The following is a 16,817-nucleotide window of genomic DNA, read 5'->3' as shown; positions in this document are numbered from 1 at the left end:
CTGTCAGGACAGACGTCAGACGGGTAAGGCCAGTTTACTTAACGCATCCTTCAGCAATCCCAGCATGCCGTCGATCTCTTCCTTGCGGCAGGTGCCTACACTGAGGCGGTACCATGGGGAGGTCTTGGCAGCACCGAAAGCATAAAAGGGTACCACCGCCAGCTTGGCTTCATTCAGCAGGTAATCGGATACATCAGCTTGCTTCTCAAGCAGCTTGCCCGTTGCCGTGGTCTTTCCCACCAGGTCTACCTTTATTGTGAGATAGATCGCCGCCTGCGGAGTGATGGCATCAACGCCAAAACCCTCCGCCTTCAGTGCCTGCAATCCATCGAAGATCCTTCTCAGGCGCTCTTCCACTTCCCCCTTGAAATGAGAAAGATACTGGTCGATCTCGGCAGACCTTCCCAGGAATTTCGCCATGGCTTTTTGCTCCGCCATCGGTGCCCAGGCACCCACATGGGTCAGGATAGCCTTCATTATAGAGATGACGGTAGCGGGACCGAAACTCCATCCCACCCTTACTCCCGTTGCGGCGAACACCTTTGAAATGGCATCGATATAGATGGTATAGTCGCGCATTTGAGGGCGCAGACCTACTGGATTATAATGTTGGATATCGCCATAAGTGAGATGCCAGTACATCTGGTCATACATCACATAAAGTTTTTTCTCTTCGGGCTTGCGGGAAGCATTTTCTGCCAGCACCAGGTCACAGATCTTTTCCAGTTCTTCTTTGCTGAAAACGGTTCCTGTAGGGTTCTGTGGCGAGCAGAGCGCCAGCAGGCTGGCACCCTTAAGGAGCGGCGCCAGAGATTCGGCCGTAGGCATAAAATTATTTTCAGGTCCGGCTTCCACCACCACATGCTCAGCTCCCACGAAATGCGTATAATGGTTGTTGTTCCAGGATGGAACCGCATAAACTACTTTATCGCCCTGGTCGAGGATTGCCCTGAAAAGCGCATAGATCAACGGCCTTCCACCCGCTGCCACCAAGTATTCTGCCGGCGTATAATCAAGTCCCTCTCTTTCTTTTGTGAATTGGGCGATGGCCTCCCTCAGGTCGAGGTTGCCTTCGGCGGCAGGGTAGTTGGTGAGATGAGCACGGTATGCTTCCACGATCTCGTCTTCCAGGGCCTTGGGAATAGGAAAAACCTGCGGGTCAAAATCTCCCACGGTAAAATTGAAGATCTTCTCTCCGAGGCGGATCTTCTCACGGATCTCACCACCAAGCTTCACGATCTCGGAGCCGATCAGGGTCTCCGACAGGTAACTAAGTTTCATTGCAGGCGTTTTTTATGCGCTGCGAAGGTAGGAACAGAAAACGGAAGAAATATGCCGCCACCCAGATTTTACAAACAACTGTTAGTCTGAATCAATAAGCGGTACATCGCCAAAGGCTCCGGCCTGGTAATCAAGATATGCCTGCCTGATCTCCTCGTCGGTATTCATTACAAAAGGACCCTGCGAAACAACCGGTTCATGCAGCGGCTCAGCGTGACCAAATATTACAACTGCCTCGGTTTCCCCATCAGGATTGCTAACCACCAGGTCCCTCCCCCCGTAATTGAATTCAACCAGGTGGCGGGCACTCGCTTCGGCTCCATTCACATTCACCCCACCACGAACTACATAAAAGAATATAGTATGCGTTTCGGGAACATCCAGCTCCAGCTTCCCGCCCGGCTTCATCCACCATGTTTGGAGGGTGATACCCCCGGGCGAGGCAAAGGCTGGCTGAAGCGGAACCTCCACATTTTCCTTGAGTGCCGGCATGGAGGTTTCAGGTTCCAATACCGGTCCGCTCACAAGCTGGATCCTCACCTTTCCATTATCATATAACTCTTCGGGGATCTCCTCCTTTTGTTTGCCTTCATACCATGGACTGGTCATTTTCCGCTTCGCGGGAAGATTAACCCAGAGCTGCAGAATCTCCAGCGGACCGCCATCGCGCTTGAAATCGCGGGATGATACCTCTGCATGGATCAGTCCCCTTCCCGCCGTCATCCACTGCACCCCGCCAGCATTGATAACACTCTCATGCCCCCCGCTATCATAATGGGTGATATCACCGTCTAGTATGAACGTTACTGTTTCCATGCCCCGGTGCGGATGCGGACCGAATGGTAGTCCGCGGTTATTGGGCTTATACACCTGCGGACCATGATGATTGAGGAATAAAAATGGATCGAGGTAATCGACGGCGGCTGTTGGCAGCGCCCGGAAAGTTATCAGGTCACCAATAGGCGATGTAACCGCCCGATGGATCTGTTTAATGCTTCTCATAAACCTTAAACAATTCCCCCCACAACTTGGTTCTCTCCATTCCTCCATCCCTCCACTCCATCTCTCCACCCCTCCATCTCTCCACTTCCCCTCCATCCCTCCATCTCTCCATCTCTCCACCTCCCTCCATCTCTCCACATCCCTTACCTTCGCGTTCCTTATGTCAAAACCGGATACCAGAACAGCACTATTCCTGAAGCCCCAACGGCTGCGGAACCGATGGTCGCCCCTGGAAGCTTTCCATATTACACGCACTGTTCGCGGGTCCGATTATGCCAAAGAAGGCCTTGATAAACAGGTAGTACAAAAGCATTTTACGGCCTTACCCTCAGCCCTCCGCGATGCACTAATTGCCCTCGGTGATGAATCCCTGAAACAAACCATCCAGGAGTATACACGTACCCATGCCCGGCAAAAAGCAGGCATGTCGCTGACAGCCTATATTGAACGAACCTTTATCAGGCATGTTCACCAGCTTTTTTCGGTGCTGCTTTCATCAGCGGAGCCACTTAAATATTATCACCAGATCATCAATCCCGATACTGGCAACCCACTAATCGTTTCCTGTTCTTTATCTACCCTGAAACCACAGCTTTCGTTTAGGGTTGACCGTGATAGCGATGACCGCCTTTCGCTGCACACCATAATTACGATCGGCGAAGAAACACTTAGCCTCGAAGATTTTTCACGCGAATATTTTTTCATCCTTAAAGAGAAAACATACTATCTCCTTTCCATGCAGGATTACCAGACCCTGCAATGGCTTGCTGCCAATGACCCATCCCTATATGCAGAAGATACGGCCTCCTTTTCCGAACATGTCTTGAAAAGATTACAGTCCGACTATAGCATTGAGATGGGATCGCTTCTCAACAAACACCTTGTAGAGACGGCACCAGTCAACGCGATCTACCTCAGCGAGATCAGCGGCAGCTTCCTCATGCTTACGCCCCGCTGGAACTATGAAGGTTTCTGGGTGGAGGGTCCATGGCAGCACAGTGAAGAATTCACCCGTAGCGGTGATGTATATGTGGTGATGCGGAACCGCGAAAAAGAACAGGCATTCCACGATAGCATCCAGGCCCTGCATCCTAATTTCAGTCGACAGCTCAACGGTGTTTTTAACCTGCCCTTCGCCGAGGCAAAGAAAAAACATTGGTTCCTCAAAGTCTATCATAAACTCCTCGAAGAGGACGTGACCTTATTGGGAATGGAACTGCTCCGCCACTTCCGCTATTCCCCTTTTGCAGTAGAAACGGATATTCGCATAAGCAGTACTGTTGGAACAACCCTTCATCTTGAAATGAAGGTCAGGTTTGGAAAGGAAGAAGTTCCGCTGGCTGAACTCCAGAAGCTACTTCTGTCGGGCGTTAAGAGCCTGCTCCTGAAGGACCATTCTATTGGCGTTCTCGACGACGAATGGATGAAACGATACAGCACCATTATCAAACATGGAAAGATAAACCGCAATGAACTGGTGGTGCCGCAATGGATCGTGTTGGGAATTGGCAACCCCCTTAATGATGCTGTTGATGACAACAACTCGAACCTGGCGCAGAAAGCAATTCCTGAAGCCTGGTGGAAGAAATGGCGGCAATGGCAGCAGTCCAACGATAATGTGTACACGCTGCCGGCAATTATCCGGGCATCCTTACGGCCTTACCAGCAGAAGGGATTTGAATGGATCTGCCTGCTCTCGGAGATCGGCGCCGGCGCCTGCCTGGCCGATGATATGGGACTGGGAAAAACACTGCAGACAATCTGCTTCTTGGCCTGGCGCGCAGCCTTGAACCCGCCCGCCAAGCCCGGAACGGTTTCACTCATCGTTTGTCCCGCAACCCTGCTTCACAACTGGCGCCTCGAGCTAGAAAAATTTGCCCCTGAATTAAGTTCCTACATATACCATGGGGGCAGCCGCAGCCTCGATGTGTTTTTTGAAAGCGGCGCAAAGGTCATGATCACTTCCTATGGCACGCTTAGGTCCGACAGTGAACGTTTTTCTGCCATCCAGTGGGATACCGTGGTTCTGGATGAAAGCCATACCATCAAGAACCCAACGGCGCAGGTTACACGAGCTGTTTACCAGCTACCTGCTGCCGCCCGCATTGCACTGAGCGGTACACCGGTGATGAACAACACCTTCGATCTCTATGCACAGTTGCATTTCCTGGTGCCCACACTTTTTGGCGCACAGGATTTCTTCCGGAAGGAATATGCGCATCCTATCGACAGAGACCACGACGAAGAAAAGATCAGGGCCCTGCAGCAGATCACCGCACCATTTATTCTACGCCGCACCAAACAGCAGGTGGCAACTGATCTGCCTCCCAAAACAGAATCAGTTCTATGGTGTACCATGGGGCCCGACCAGAAAGCTTTATATGAAGAAACATGTTCACAGATACGCGATAGCATATTCCTGAATATCAAATCTGAAGGGCTTGGTAAAAGCAAGTTGTCGATCCTTCAGGGTATGCAAAAACTTCGGCAGATATGCGCATCCCCACACCTGCTCAAGGATGAGCCAGGTAGTTCACAATTAAGCTCGGTGAAACTGGATCTGCTGATCGATGAACTGCAGTCTAATCTCCGGTCAAATAAAGTGCTGGTGTTTTCCCAGTTCAAAGGGATGCTCCACCTTATTGGTGATGCCTGCCGCAAAGCCGGCCTTTCATATTATCATTTTGATGGAGACACGCCGCCGGCAAAACGCAGTGATCTCGTAGCCCAATTCCAGGAAGAAGGCAATGAGGTCAATATTTTCCTGATCAGCCTCAAAGCCGGCAATACCGGACTCACACTTACGGCGGCCGATTATGTTTTCCTCGTGGACCCCTGGTGGAACACCGCAGTGGAGCAGCAGGCCGTTGACCGTGCATACCGGATAGGGCAAACAAAAAATGTATTCGCCTACCAGATGATCTGTAAAGACAGCATCGAAGAAAAGATCGTGGCCCTCCAGCAACGCAAACGCAGCTTGTCAAATGCACTCGTTACAGAAGAAGAAGGTTTCATCAAACAACTAACCGAAGAAGATCTCGCCTACCTCTTCTCCTAAATCTTACCTCTTACTTCTTAAATCTTCCCTCCAAATCTTACCTCTTAACTCTTACCTGTCTCCACCTCTTACTTCTTACCTCACTATCACTTCCCCGTGTGACCTAAGTCATCCTTTATCTCCCCTCAAAGAAAGAAGTTTGTAACAAATTCCCGATCATGGATCATAGAAGAATTCCGCCCGTTCAGGGCGAGGAAAATATGGCACCCGAAACAGCGATGCTTGGATATGGATATTACCCCGAATGGAGTGAAGGCGCCGTCAAATGCCCCAACTTCCAAACCTCCACCTTTGTATTCCCAACAGCAGAGGCGGGGAAGACCTATTTCGAAATGGCCATGGGAAAACCAGGCCATGAAAACGATACAATGGGACTCATTTACAGCAGGATCAACAACCCAACGGTCGAGATCCTGGAGAACAGGTTAAAACTGTGGGACAAAGCAGAAGCCGCTGCCGTCTTCTCCAGTGGCATGAGCGCCATCTCCACTACCTTATTGACCTTTCTTCGTCCCGGTGATCTGCTGCTCTACAGTAATCCTCTCTATGGCGGAACCCATAAATTCATACATAGCATATTACCCGCTTTTGGTGTGGAGATTTTGGGATTTCAGCCAAACCAGACCCGCGAAGAGATCATATCAATGATTGATGCTTCAGGCCTCGGCAAAAAGCTGCGAATGATCTATGTTGAAACGCCTGCCAATCCTACCAACCACCTAATCGATATTCGGATGGCTTCGGATATTGCTGCCAGTTATACTGCAAAAAATCTTGCCGATGCAAAAAGTCCTGAAATGGCAAGACGGGTTCTGACCGTGGTTGATAATACCTATATGGGACCAATATGGCAACACCCGCTCCAACTGGGCGCTGATATCGTTCTGTATTCTGCCACTAAATATATAGGGGGACATAGTGACCTGATTGCAGGTGCTGCAACAGGATCTGCATCCCTTATGACAGCAGTAAAAAGGATGCGAACCGTAATGGGTACCAATACCGATTCACATACTGCATGGCTATTACTGAGAAGCCTGGAAACGCTCATGATCCGAATGAATGCCGCAGAGGCAAATGCAAAGGAAGTGGCAGCATGGCTGGTGAAACATCCGGCTGTTGAAAAGGTCATTTACCTGGGCCATCTTAATGAATCTGACGGCAACCAATACGCGATTTATAAATCACAATGCAAAGGTGCTGGCGCCATGATCAGCTTTGTTGTGAAAGGCGGTGAAAAAGGAGCCTTCCGTTTCCTTAACCACCTTCATCATATTAAACTGGCGGTGAGTCTTGGCGGAACAGAAAGCCTTGCTGAACATCCCGGTACCATGACCCATTCTGATGTTCCCGAAGAGGAGAAGTTGTCACTGGGTATTGTACCCGGACTCGTCAGGCTTAGCGTTGGCGTTGAAAGGGCGGCTGATCTGATCGCCGACCTCCAGCAGGCTCTTGAACCGGAGCATGTTCATTTACATACAGACCCCGCTTTCGGACATATTCTATAAGGTCCCTACCCGATGGTTTATTAATGATAAGGTCGATTGATTGAAAAAGCCGTGCGTATTTCCATACGTCACGGCTTTTCAAATCTTACCTCTTAAATCTTACCTCTTACCTGTCTCCACCTCTTACCTGTCTCCACCTCTTACCTCTTAAATCTTACCTCTTACATCACCATGAGTTCCTCCACATTCTCTCTCTTCCTCCCCCTATTGATCCTTGCCATAAACCTATCCGCCATCAGGTAAACCACCGGCACCACAATAAGCGTCAGGAACATGGAACTTACCAGTCCACCGATGATCACCCAGGCCAGACCATTCTTAAAACTTGCTCCCGCACTGGCAGCCAGGGCCAGCGGCAACATCCCTATCACCATCGCAATGGTAGTCATCAGGATGGGTCTTAACCTTGCATTGTTCGCAAGGATAACAGCCTCTCGGGTACTATGTCCTTCCGCCTTGCTCTGGTTGATAAAGTCGACCAGTATAATAGCGTTCTTCGCCACCAGTCCGATCAACATGATGATACCCAGAATAGAAAATATATTCAGTGTATTGTTGGTGAGTGCAAGTGCAAGCAAGGCCCCAATGATGGATAATGGAATGGAGAACATCACCACCAGCGGGTAGATATAGTTGTCATACAATGCCACCATGATCAGGTATACCATGATAATAGAGATCAGCAATGCCACTCCCAGTGTGGAGAATGAATCACCCTGGTTCTCTACGTCACCACCCATTACATAGCTAACACCTGCAGGCCTTGGCAACGCTGCGATCTTTTCGGTGATCTCGGTTGCAACGGTTCCTACCGATTTACCAATTACCTGCCCCTGTACCGAGACAGAACTGTTCTTGTCGCGGCGCTCCAGCCTACTTGGACCAGATTTTTCCGAGATCGAAGCAAACTGGTAAAGCTTCACCTGCTGACCGCGGTTATTGATAAACGTGAGATTGGAAACATCATTGATATTCTTACGGTCAAAATCATCAAGTCCCACCCTGATATCATATTCATATGCACCCTTCCTGTATTTGCCATCATCATTTCCGGCAAAGGCCGTTTGCATGGTTATACCAACCTGGTCCAGACTCAATCCCAGTGCCGCCATCTTATCACGGTCAACCGATACATTGATCTCCGGGTTTCCATCTTCCACACTCAGCTTCACTTCCTTGGTTCCTTCTGTTGATTCCACTACAGTCCTGATAGATTTCGCATAGGCCATTACACTATCATAATCAGCGCCCAGCGCAATGATCTCCAACGGCGCTCTTTGTGCCGTACCTAATATGCTAACGGGAATGGTCTTTACTTTCACCCCCGGCACAACCTTTTCGAGTGCCAGTTTTGTTTTCGCTGCATATACATCAGAAGCATCTTCGCGCTGGTCAATCGGCACCAGTTTGATAGTGATCTCTGATTTGTAGGATGTTGCATTGCTCGCCCCAAAACCATCTTCACTGCTTTGTCCAACAGTAGTGATCAAAGATGTTATATCAGGATTCTTACTCAGATATTCTTCCGCTTTCTGTGTGGCATAGTTGCTCTGTTCTACAGATGCATCCTTGGGAAGTTCAAGCTGCACGATGAATTCGCCACGGTCGCCCTGCGGAATGAACTCGCCCCCAATATATCCTTTCCCCACCAGCATAAAGGAAGCCACCAGCATTGCAATCACTACAGATAGTGTGATGGCCTTATGGTCGAGCGACCAGTTTAGAATGCCCGTGATCCATTTGGTAAAATGTTCCAGTTGCTTCTCGAACCAGAGAATGAACCTTCCAAAAATATTCTTGCCGCTGATATGTTCCAGCTTACCAAAACGCGATGCCAGCCATGGCACCAATGTAAATGATGCGAGCAAACTCATTAGGGTGGAGATGATAACCACCACGGTAAATTCGCGGAGGATATTAGATACCAGTTCATTCGTTAAACTGATCGGGAAAAATACCACCACAATTACGAGGGTGATGGATGTAACGGTAAAGCCTATCTCCTTAACCCCTTCAAAGGCAGCACGCACGCGGTTCTTACCCATCTCCATATGTCGCTGAATATTCTCCAGCACCACGATGGCATCATCCACGAGGATACCCACCACCAGCGAGAGGCCCATCAATGACATCAGGTTCAGCGAGAAGCCCATGAGCTTCATCCCGATAAACGTTGCGATCAGTGATGCGGGGATAGAGATCATAACGATCAGGGCATTCCGGATGCTATGCAGGAATAATAGCATCACCAATGCCACCAGTATCACCGCCAGGAAGAGATCATGTATAACCGCATCGGCAGCTTCCAGTGTAAACAATGATGTATCATTCGCCACCTTCATATGCAGATCATTCGGCGCATATTCTTTTTCCAGCTGCGCAATGGTTGCCTTCACTTCTTCACTCACATTCACCGCATTGGCATCACTCTGTTTTTGAATCAGCATGGCCACAGCAGTTTGCTGGTCCACCCTTGCAAGCTGTGATGTTTCTTTTACGGCCTCCTGTATATCGGCAACATCTTTCAGGCGTATAGGTGCACCGGCAGAACTGGTTGCAACCACTGCCTCACGGAGTGATTCAATTGATTCATATTTTCCCGCAAGGCGTATCAGCACCTGGTTCTCTTCTGTTTTTACCTTACCTGTTGGGAAGTCGAGATTCGATTGCATGATGGCCTGCTGCACCTGCAACAACGATAGATTATAGGCTGCCAGTTTATCGGAACTGATATCAACTTTCACTTCCCTTTCCTGTCCGCCGATCAGCGTGATCTGCGCCACACCATCTATCCTCGACAACCCCGGTGCTACCTTATTATCAAGCAGGTCATAGAGGTCCTTTCCATCCATCTTCGCCGTAGCGGAGAGGGTCATGATAGGAAGGTCTTCCAGGGAAAATTTGTTTAGGGATGGTGGTTTAACATCATCGGGCAACTCACTCAATATGCTGTTCACCTTTCTTTGTGCATCCTGTAAAGCGATATCCGGATTTGCACTGCTGTTAAGCTCTACCGTTACCAGGCTCAGCCCTTCCGACGAGCGCGCCGTCAGTTTCTTGATCTTCTCCATGGATGCAACCGCATCTTCGATCTTTTTGGTGACGGTGTTTTCAACTTCTCCCGGTGAAGCGCCTGGATAAATAGTTACAATGGTAACCACCGGAGGCGAGAACTTTGGAAGCAGCTCATAATTGAGCGATTTATAACTTATGATCCCCAGCAGGGTGAGTACTGTAAACAGCACCACCACAATGGTGGGTCTTTTGATGGATAATTCTGTGATCTTCATGGTGACTCCTTATTGAATGATGATGGCTGTTCCGTTCTTCAGGTTTATCTGTCCGCCGCTGATAACCTGCTCGCCTTCCTTAAGACCTTCCAGGATCTCTACCTGTTCGCCCAAAATGCGGCCCGGCTTTACCTTACGCAGTTCAGCCTTACCATTGCTGGCAACATACACCTCGTTGCTGTTAACGCTTCCCACAAAAGCAGTACGCGGAATCAGCAGTGCCGGATTGTTTTCAGCAAACCGGAATTTTGCTCTTCCGTACATGCCGGCGCGGATGGCATTGCCATTGATATTTGTGAGCTCCAGCTCCACGGGGAAGTTGAGGGATGCATCTCCCATCGGCGCGATATAACTAACGGTTGCGTATAACTGCTTATCAGGAAATACATCCGACATAACCGGAACCTTGTCTTTTACCTTCAGTTTCACCACCTGGTACTCGGGTACATTGATGCGAAGCTTTAGTTTGGAGATATCCACTATCTGGAACATTTTGGTTCCGGGTAGTACATAGGCTCCCTTCTCTACAAACTTACTCTGGATGATTCCACTGATCGGCGCCTTCAGGTAGCTGTCGCGCAGTTTTCGTTGCTGTATCGCGAGTTGCGTATTGCTCTGTGTTGCCTGTAATTTAAGGTCCTGCAATTGCTGATAGGTGATGCCTCCATTCTGGTAAGCGCTGTCATAACGGGCAAGGTCATTCTGTAACTTGGCCCTGTTATTGGCACTGATCTGAACATCGTTGTTTACCTGCTCATTATCCAGTACGGCAAGCAATTGTCCCTGCCTTACATAAGAACCTATATCCACTTTGAGGGATGATATTCTTCCATTCGACTCTGCCGCAAAATCAAGCAGCTTATTGGGTTGAAAAATACCATTGGCTTCAAAGTCTATCACCATTGGCTGCAGCTTTACAGAATCTGTACTTACCATAACAGAGGAATGCGTCTGTTGCACCAGTTCTGTTTTGGACGCATTGGAGGCCTTATTGCTTTGGAGCTTTCCGATCACCAGGAATAAAGATCCCAGGATGGCAACGCTCCATATACCCGCTTTAACTAATTTCCTTTTCATATAACTGTTAGTTTATTGTTGTGTTAGTGATTTAATATTTCCATTGGATCGGAGTAACTCTATCTGTGCCAGCTTGAACTGGAGCAGCGCCTCCGCATGGTTATTTCGCGATTGGGTTAAGGATGTTTCTGCATTCAGCAGGTCGGTTAGCGTAGCAAACCCGAGGCGATAATTGCTTTGCGTGGTCTCATACACATCGTTTGCCAGCGCCACATTCTTTTCCTGCAGGCGGATGGTATTGATGCTGTTGGCGATCTGCATTTTCGCATTGCGCTGGTTCAGTGTAAGCAGGCTCTGCTTCTGCGAAAGGTCTTCCCTCAATTGCCTGATCTGGATATTGCTCTGTGCAATTCTTGCCTGCCTGGCATTACCATCAAAAATGGGAACGGAAAGCCTGATACCTACCGCTGCTACATCATACCAGGTAGCAGTACCCGAAGATTTTACCAGGTCAAATTTGTTGCTGATGCCATTATAGCTGTAGTTTCCAAAAAGCGAAAGCTTGGGATAGTATTCTGATTTATATGCTTTCTTCTGCAGGTGGAGCAACTCTTCCTGCTTCTTCAATAGTTTAAAATCATTCAATTGCTTCACATCATTGTATTCTACCTGCAATACTGAGTTGAGTTCTGATTCAATGGAATCTAATGGCGGCGTTGCAAAACTTGCTGCATCATCCATCTGCAATCCCATATAATATTTCAACTGGTTCTCTGATTGGTAGATGGAATTATTGAAGAGGTTGGCATTGCTCTCGAGATTGGCGATGTTCACGCGCAACCTGTCCACATCAATGCGCTTGGCCAGTCCGGCTTTGAACTGCGCTTCTGTTGTTTGCAGTATACGCCTTGAACTAACCAGGTTTGAGTCAACGATGCCGCGCTTTACCCTGTTCACCTGGAGCTGATAGAATGCTGCGGCTACCGATTGTATCACCTGCTCTTCGGTGAGGGCTGTCTGCATCTTGTAATACTCTTCACTTTTCTTAGCTGCCTGCAATCCGGTAAAAACCGACTGGTTGAATAGCTCCTGTTTGAGCTCACCAGTGATACCAACATTATGTGTGGTACCCATCTCAATGGTGGAAACTGTTCCTGGGGCACCGGTCAGTTCGCCGGGCAGCACAATTATAGGCTTGATGAAATTGTTGGAATAACTGCCGTTCAGGTTTACCTGTGGCAGGGCCTGTGCCTTTACTTCACGGGTCTTCTGGCGGCCACCCTCTTCGCCCAGCACTGCTTTCTTTAATTGCTGGTTATGCTGCAGGGCCATATTGATGGTTTCCTGCAGGGTTAAGGGTGCCGGCTCCTGCGCCTGCGTGGCTGTTGTGCCGAGCAGTGCCATGAACAGAGCCGTTGTGGTCAATAGAGATCTCATACGATTGCTTGATTTATATATTGAGGTGTGTAAAAAGAAGTGGATTGATTGGCCTGGAGCTGGTAGTCGAGCATCAGTCTCTCCAGGGCAGGGATCTTTGATGGCAGGATGATGCCATAAAGGAACAGGAAGCAGCTCTGCCGAAATACTTCCTCCTTGGAATAGTCGGTACTGAGTTGTTCGCAATAGCGGAAGTCGTTGTAAAAATGCTGCTGCCAGAGTGTTACCAGCAGGCCGGGATGGATATTACCCCGGTAGATTCCCTGCTGAATGCCCGATTCCAGGTTGCGGCGGAGCAGGTCGAGCAGTAGCTGCCTGACTTCCGTGCTGATACTGGTCCAGAGAAAGGGATAATGCTTCTGCAGGTCAGCAAAAAACACGGGCGACCATTTCTTGTAAAATGTTGCCATGGTGATGATATAGCTTGTGAGCTGCTTCAGGGTATTGCTTTCTGATAAGCTGACCTCCCTCAGTTGATGGGTCAGGGTTTCACCCATTTCAGCCACCACACGTTCCACCAGTTGCTCCCTCGAGGGGAAGAACCGGTAAAGGGTTTTCTTCGAAACACCCATATGCTGGGCCAGGTCGGCCATCCTGAGCTGCTGGATCCCCATCAGGGAGAACAGGCTGCTGGTGGTGCTGAGTATTTTCTGTTCCATGACCTTTCGACTAAATTGATTTAAAAGTCAAAAGTACTAGACATTTCGACTAAAACGAATGAATGGTCGAAAGTTTATTGTTAAGGAACTGTAAAAGTCTTGGGTTTCAGCCCTGAGGGCTTTAACTCATTCAGCTTCGGTTATAATCTATAATATTGTTTATCAATGCAATAGGGAAGAAATCTTATCGAACACCAGGAACTTCCCAAGTTTCCTTATTGCCGCTTCCTTCAGTCCGGCTTTAAAATTGTAATTTGCACATTAGAACAAATTCGACCAGATATGTCAGTTAGTCAAGTAGAACGGGACCCGGTTATTATGGCCGAGATACTCAATGAGGGGCGGGAATTATTTAAGCGTTATGGCTTCAAGAAAACCACCATGGAGGATATCGCCAAAATGGTGGGTAAGTCGAAGAGCGCGCTCTACTATTACTTCAAAACCAAGGAAGAGATCTTTGAGGCCATCATCATGCACGACATGAAGCTGCAGCACCAGAAAGTTGCTGCCGCAGTAAAGGAGTCCATTACCGCCCGCGATAAGTTCCGCTCTTTTGTAAAGGGGATGTTCGCCAACGTAAAGGAAAAAGCGGAAGACTATTCCGTATACCGGGCTGAATTGTTTGAAAGCGCCAAAAGAATACTTGAGCTTACCGAAGAAAAGGATCGCTTCGTGGAACACCAGCTCAAGGATATTTTACTCTTTGGTATAAGCAACGGCGAAGTGAAACAGCTACAGTCAATGGAAATGGAAACCTGGGTTAATATGATCCACTGGGGACTCAAACAGGTTGGCATGAAAATTTTTATGAATAACCAGAACGATTATATCCTGGATCATCTCGATTTCCTGGCAGATAGTCTGTTTGATGGTATAAGCATCAGGTGAGTAAAGGTGACTTTACGCACATAGTATCGCTTTTCCATAACCTAATTTTGAATTAAAATATTTGACAATGGCAACAGTAAAACTCACCACAGAAGAATTCAAGAAAAAGGTCTTTGATTATGAAAATGCTACAGAATGGAGCTATGCGGGTGAACTGCCTGCCATTGTAGATTTTTATGCCGACTGGTGTGGTCCATGTAAAATGGTAGCACCTATTCTGGAAGACCTCTCCAAAGAATATGATGGCAAACTTATCATCTATAAAGTGGATACAGAAGTTGAACAGGAACTCTCCGCCGTTTTTGGCATCCAGAGTATTCCCACTATCCTTTTTATCCCCGTTAACGGACAGCCAATGATGCAACCAGGTGCACTTCCAAAAAATGCCTTTAAGCAGGTGATAGAAGAAGAGCTACTTGTGCAGCAATCATAAACAGTTTCTTAGATATTAGTTGATCCGGCTCATAAGGACTTCGTCTACAAAACGATTCTCGGATTTCAGGTAGGTATATTTTCTCATGATACCTTCTTTTTCAAATCCGACTCCTTCATAGAGCCGGATCGCTTTTTCATTATCAGTAGCGGTAGATAACTCAATTCTTCTTATACCATTCCGGTCGCAGAGTGCTGTGATCTCTTCCAGCATCTTTCGTCCATGACCTTTACCCATCTGATCAGGATGGATAGCCACACCCCCCAGGTAAACGATATGGTCATTGCGATATTCCTGGTGAACCAGCTTGCACATGCCAATAGCTATTCCCTCCACTTCATATATGTAAACAATATTTTTCAGCATCAATGCATCGTACACCGATTGAAAAGCCGCCAGGCTCATCTGTTCATACAGCAGGTAAGGATTGATATCGGGGTGCATATACAATCCGAAAACAAATTGCAGGTCCTCGTATTTGGCATGTCTTAGCATACCCTAAATCTCGTTTAAAATTTCCACTGCAATAAATAAGAAAAGCCACCTGATTAAAGGTGGCTTTTGCTACACAAACTATCAAGAGAAAAATTGATCTATGCCGCTATTGTTTTCAACAACATTCTACCAATGGCATCTTCAATTTTTGGATGTATTTCTTCTGATGCACTATCCATCACTATAACTTTCCCCATTTCAGGCTCATATCCGAAGATATGAACTGGACTACCGTCATAGCTTACCCGAAAACGTGGCTGCTCATTGGCAGCTATATATGGCTTTGCAACAATTTCTATAGGTGTTCCGTCAACTACCAGTTCAAAATTTAATGCTTCCGTTCTTTGCTTTCTCATATTCTGCTTTTTTGATGAAACAAATAATTACACTGGGGTAATTCAAGAACGGTGCCACGCCATGCCATAAATGTTAAAGCAGCCGTAAAACGGCTGCTTCATTAGGAATACTTTAACGGGTTAGTTTGCCGGTTTCAACACATTTTTTGAGGTCAAATCACTGATGATCAGCTTGCCATACTCATGGCCGAGCCTCTCCGAAGATTCGGGGTCAAAACTCTCCGTTTGCGTGGAATATATAAGACTCATATCTGAGAGATCGTAAAGATTTGTCTCCCAGAAATATTTTGTTGTACTGGTATAATATCCCGGCGTATAAACACGATCATAAATGGTACGATAGTATCCCCAGAAACGATTCTGGAACTGCTTCCACACCATCAGCCCTTAGTTTTTCCAGCGATGATTTTTCATCTGATCCTTCAAATTCTTTTGGACCATATGTTGCAAAAGCTGACACTGCCTTAAATCCTCTTGTTTGCAGATCCTCTACAATATGCTGCTCCATTTTTTGCCTGAAATCACGTTCTGATGAACCCGTTAATCCCAGTATCATGATCTTGCTGAAACCCCTTGGAGTTATATCAGGAGGCGTCCATGAACTGGTGATGCGGGAAGTGGAACAGGCAAACAATAAAATCATCATTATAGATGATAGTTCTAAATATAGAATGCGTTTCATAAAAGTATTTTTATTAAAAAGGCCCTCAGCAATTGCTGAAAGGCCTTAAGCAATTCACCATTACACCAAAACTATTTAACATCGATGTGCTTTCCTATCTGAGGCTTTTTAGCTTCCTCTTTTTTTGGTAGAACCAGTTTCAATAAACCATTTTCATAAGTCGCATCGATCTTCTCAATGAGGACTTCCTCTGGAATGGTGAAACTTCTGCTAAAACTACTGTAGCTGTATTCCCTGCGGGAATAACGTGTTTCCTTCTCTTCTTTGTTTTCTTCTTTCTCTGCGCTGATGGTGAGAAGGTTTCCATCAATGTCAATATTGAAATCTTTCTTATCCATTCCGGGTACTGCCAGTGATACGAGATAATTGTCTTTGTTGTCAGTAATATTTACTGCAGGAACCTTCATCATCTTTCCCCATAAATTACTGCCAGAATTGTCGAACCACTCGTTCCAGGGCTTAAATAAATCTTCAAAAATGGATGGGACATTCTCTGTGCGGCGCATCAAAGATTTTGTTGTCATAACAACCCTCCTTTTTTATTGTGATATGGAATAAATTTCCTTCTAAAGGTAGCCTTTGATAATAGCCTGAAAAATGACTGCTGTCAATACAATGTATAATTCTCATCAGTTGTTTAATGATGTCACATTGAGTATGCCTCATTTTTTAAACAGCAGGAATTAATTTTCAACCTGTTTGTATTTGCAA

At 47.1% G+C, this 16,817-nt stretch carries 15 protein-coding genes; 4 read left to right on the top strand and 11 right to left on the bottom strand.

Annotated features, from left to right (window positions below):
* Positions 1-15 precede the first annotated feature (15 nt).
* Together HY58_RS07125 and HY58_RS07120 are read right to left on the bottom strand one after the other, a co-directional pair.
* Entirely contained in the window at positions 16-1,281 is a 1,266-nt protein-coding gene (locus tag HY58_RS07125) for a pyridoxal phosphate-dependent aminotransferase (RefSeq protein ID WP_039129985.1), read from the bottom strand.
* Positions 1,282-1,362: 81 nt separating this feature from the next.
* On the bottom strand, positions 1,363-2,283 hold the full coding sequence (locus tag HY58_RS07120) for a pirin family protein (RefSeq protein WP_039129982.1): 921 nt from the start codon (positions 2,281-2,283) through the stop codon (positions 1,363-1,365).
* On the opposite strand from HY58_RS07120, the gene HY58_RS07115 reads away from it, so the two are divergent.
* Positions 2,273-5,341, top strand: coding sequence for a DEAD/DEAH box helicase (locus HY58_RS07115; RefSeq protein WP_082022085.1), 3,069 nt, complete (start codon positions 2,273-2,275; stop codon positions 5,339-5,341). The genes HY58_RS07120 and HY58_RS07115 overlap by 11 nt on opposite strands.
* Positions 5,342-5,499: 158 nt before the next feature.
* Entirely contained in the window at positions 5,500-6,849 is a 1,350-nt protein-coding gene (locus tag HY58_RS07110; RefSeq protein ID WP_052323919.1) for a cystathionine gamma-synthase family protein, read from the top strand.
* A gap of 161 nt (positions 6,850-7,010) precedes the next feature.
* Here the strand turns inward: HY58_RS07110 and HY58_RS07105 are convergent, their stop codons facing one another.
* From HY58_RS07105 to HY58_RS07090, 4 genes are read right to left on the bottom strand one after another with little or no spacing between them, the layout of a single operon-like run.
* The gene (locus HY58_RS07105; protein WP_039129978.1) at positions 7,011-10,139 is read right to left on the bottom strand and encodes an efflux RND transporter permease subunit; all 3,129 of its coding nucleotides are present in this window, start codon (positions 10,137-10,139) and stop codon (positions 7,011-7,013) included.
* A gap of 9 nt (positions 10,140-10,148) precedes the next feature.
* Positions 10,149-11,216 carry an efflux RND transporter periplasmic adaptor subunit gene (locus HY58_RS07100; protein ID WP_039129976.1) on the bottom strand — a complete coding sequence of 356 codons (1,068 nt, stop codon included), beginning with the start codon at positions 11,214-11,216 and terminating at the stop codon, positions 10,149-10,151.
* 12 nt (positions 11,217-11,228) lie between these two features.
* Entirely contained in the window at positions 11,229-12,593 is a 1,365-nt protein-coding gene (locus HY58_RS07095; protein ID WP_039129974.1) for a TolC family protein, read from the bottom strand.
* On the bottom strand, positions 12,590-13,252 hold the full coding sequence (locus HY58_RS07090) for a TetR/AcrR family transcriptional regulator (protein WP_039129972.1): 663 nt from the start codon (positions 13,250-13,252) through the stop codon (positions 12,590-12,592). The genes HY58_RS07095 and HY58_RS07090 overlap by 4 nt, the downstream gene beginning before the upstream one ends.
* Positions 13,253-13,534: 282 nt before the next feature.
* On the opposite strand from HY58_RS07090, the gene HY58_RS18785 reads away from it, so the two are divergent.
* Both HY58_RS18785 and trxA read left to right on the top strand, forming a co-directional pair.
* Complete coding sequence (locus HY58_RS18785; RefSeq protein WP_052323918.1) at positions 13,535-14,140, top strand: TetR/AcrR family transcriptional regulator; 606 nt, start codon at positions 13,535-13,537, stop codon at positions 14,138-14,140.
* 67 nt (positions 14,141-14,207) lie between these two features.
* Entirely contained in the window at positions 14,208-14,573 is a 366-nt protein-coding gene (gene trxA, locus HY58_RS07080) for a thioredoxin (RefSeq protein ID WP_039129971.1), read from the top strand.
* 15 nt (positions 14,574-14,588) lie between these two features.
* On the opposite strand, the gene HY58_RS07075 is transcribed toward trxA, so the two are convergent.
* The 5 genes from HY58_RS07075 to HY58_RS07060 form a co-directional block, all read right to left on the bottom strand.
* On the bottom strand, positions 14,589-15,068 hold the full coding sequence (locus tag HY58_RS07075) for a GNAT family N-acetyltransferase (RefSeq protein ID WP_052323917.1): 480 nt from the start codon (positions 15,066-15,068) through the stop codon (positions 14,589-14,591).
* Positions 15,069-15,166: 98 nt separating this feature from the next.
* Positions 15,167-15,424 carry a hypothetical protein gene (locus HY58_RS07070; protein ID WP_039129970.1) on the bottom strand — a complete coding sequence of 86 codons (258 nt, stop codon included), beginning with the start codon at positions 15,422-15,424 and terminating at the stop codon, positions 15,167-15,169.
* 120 nt (positions 15,425-15,544) lie between these two features.
* A complete protein-coding gene (locus HY58_RS19435; protein WP_156123606.1) occupies positions 15,545-15,805 on the bottom strand; it encodes a hypothetical protein in 261 nt (86 codons plus the stop codon).
* The gene (locus tag HY58_RS07065; RefSeq protein ID WP_039129968.1) at positions 15,750-16,106 is read right to left on the bottom strand and encodes a hypothetical protein; all 357 of its coding nucleotides are present in this window, start codon (positions 16,104-16,106) and stop codon (positions 15,750-15,752) included. Before HY58_RS07065 ends, HY58_RS19435 begins: the two co-directional genes overlap by 56 nt.
* A gap of 71 nt (positions 16,107-16,177) precedes the next feature.
* Positions 16,178-16,630 (bottom strand): Hsp20/alpha crystallin family protein, encoded by a 453-nt coding sequence (locus HY58_RS07060; protein ID WP_039129966.1) that lies wholly within the window; start codon positions 16,628-16,630, stop codon positions 16,178-16,180.
* Positions 16,631-16,817: the final 187 nt, after the last annotated feature.

This window comes from Flavihumibacter sp. ZG627 (genome assembly GCF_000814325.1).
Lineage (GTDB): Bacteria > Bacteroidota > Bacteroidia > Chitinophagales > Chitinophagaceae > Flavihumibacter.
The sequence above is the reverse complement of the archived record's forward strand: the minus strand, read 5'-3'. Positions and strand labels throughout refer to the sequence as shown.

What these genes read in the sequence shown, in the direction of transcription:
- HY58_RS07125 (WP_039129985.1), bottom strand. Translation starts at nt 1,281, where the DNA reads ATGAAACTTAGTTACCTGTCGGAGACCCTGATCGGCTCCGAGATCGTG.
- HY58_RS07115 (WP_082022085.1), top strand. Translation starts at nt 2,273, where the DNA reads ATGCTTCTCATAAACCTTAAACAATTCCCCCCACAACTTGGTTCTCTC.
- HY58_RS07120 (WP_039129982.1), bottom strand. Translation starts at nt 2,283, where the DNA reads ATGAGAAGCATTAAACAGATCCATCGGGCGGTTACATCGCCTATTGGT.
- HY58_RS07110 (WP_052323919.1), top strand. Translation starts at nt 5,500, where the DNA reads ATGGATCATAGAAGAATTCCGCCCGTTCAGGGCGAGGAAAATATGGCA.
- HY58_RS07105 (WP_039129978.1), bottom strand. Translation starts at nt 10,139, where the DNA reads ATGAAGATCACAGAATTATCCATCAAAAGACCCACCATTGTGGTGGTG.
- HY58_RS07100 (WP_039129976.1), bottom strand. Translation starts at nt 11,216, where the DNA reads ATGAAAAGGAAATTAGTTAAAGCGGGTATATGGAGCGTTGCCATCCTG.
- HY58_RS07095 (WP_039129974.1), bottom strand. Translation starts at nt 12,593, where the DNA reads ATGAGATCTCTATTGACCACAACGGCTCTGTTCATGGCACTGCTCGGC.
- HY58_RS07090 (WP_039129972.1), bottom strand. Translation starts at nt 13,252, where the DNA reads ATGGAACAGAAAATACTCAGCACCACCAGCAGCCTGTTCTCCCTGATG.
- HY58_RS18785 (WP_052323918.1), top strand. Translation starts at nt 13,535, where the DNA reads ATGTCAGTTAGTCAAGTAGAACGGGACCCGGTTATTATGGCCGAGATA.
- trxA (WP_039129971.1), top strand. Translation starts at nt 14,208, where the DNA reads ATGGCAACAGTAAAACTCACCACAGAAGAATTCAAGAAAAAGGTCTTT.
- HY58_RS07075 (WP_052323917.1), bottom strand. Translation starts at nt 15,068, where the DNA reads ATGCTAAGACATGCCAAATACGAGGACCTGCAATTTGTTTTCGGATTG.
- HY58_RS07070 (WP_039129970.1), bottom strand. Translation starts at nt 15,424, where the DNA reads ATGAGAAAGCAAAGAACGGAAGCATTAAATTTTGAACTGGTAGTTGAC.
- HY58_RS19435 (WP_156123606.1), bottom strand. Translation starts at nt 15,805, where the DNA reads ATGGTGTGGAAGCAGTTCCAGAATCGTTTCTGGGGATACTATCGTACC.
- HY58_RS07065 (WP_039129968.1), bottom strand. Translation starts at nt 16,106, where the DNA reads ATGAAACGCATTCTATATTTAGAACTATCATCTATAATGATGATTTTA.
- HY58_RS07060 (WP_039129966.1), bottom strand. Translation starts at nt 16,630, where the DNA reads ATGACAACAAAATCTTTGATGCGCCGCACAGAGAATGTCCCATCCATT.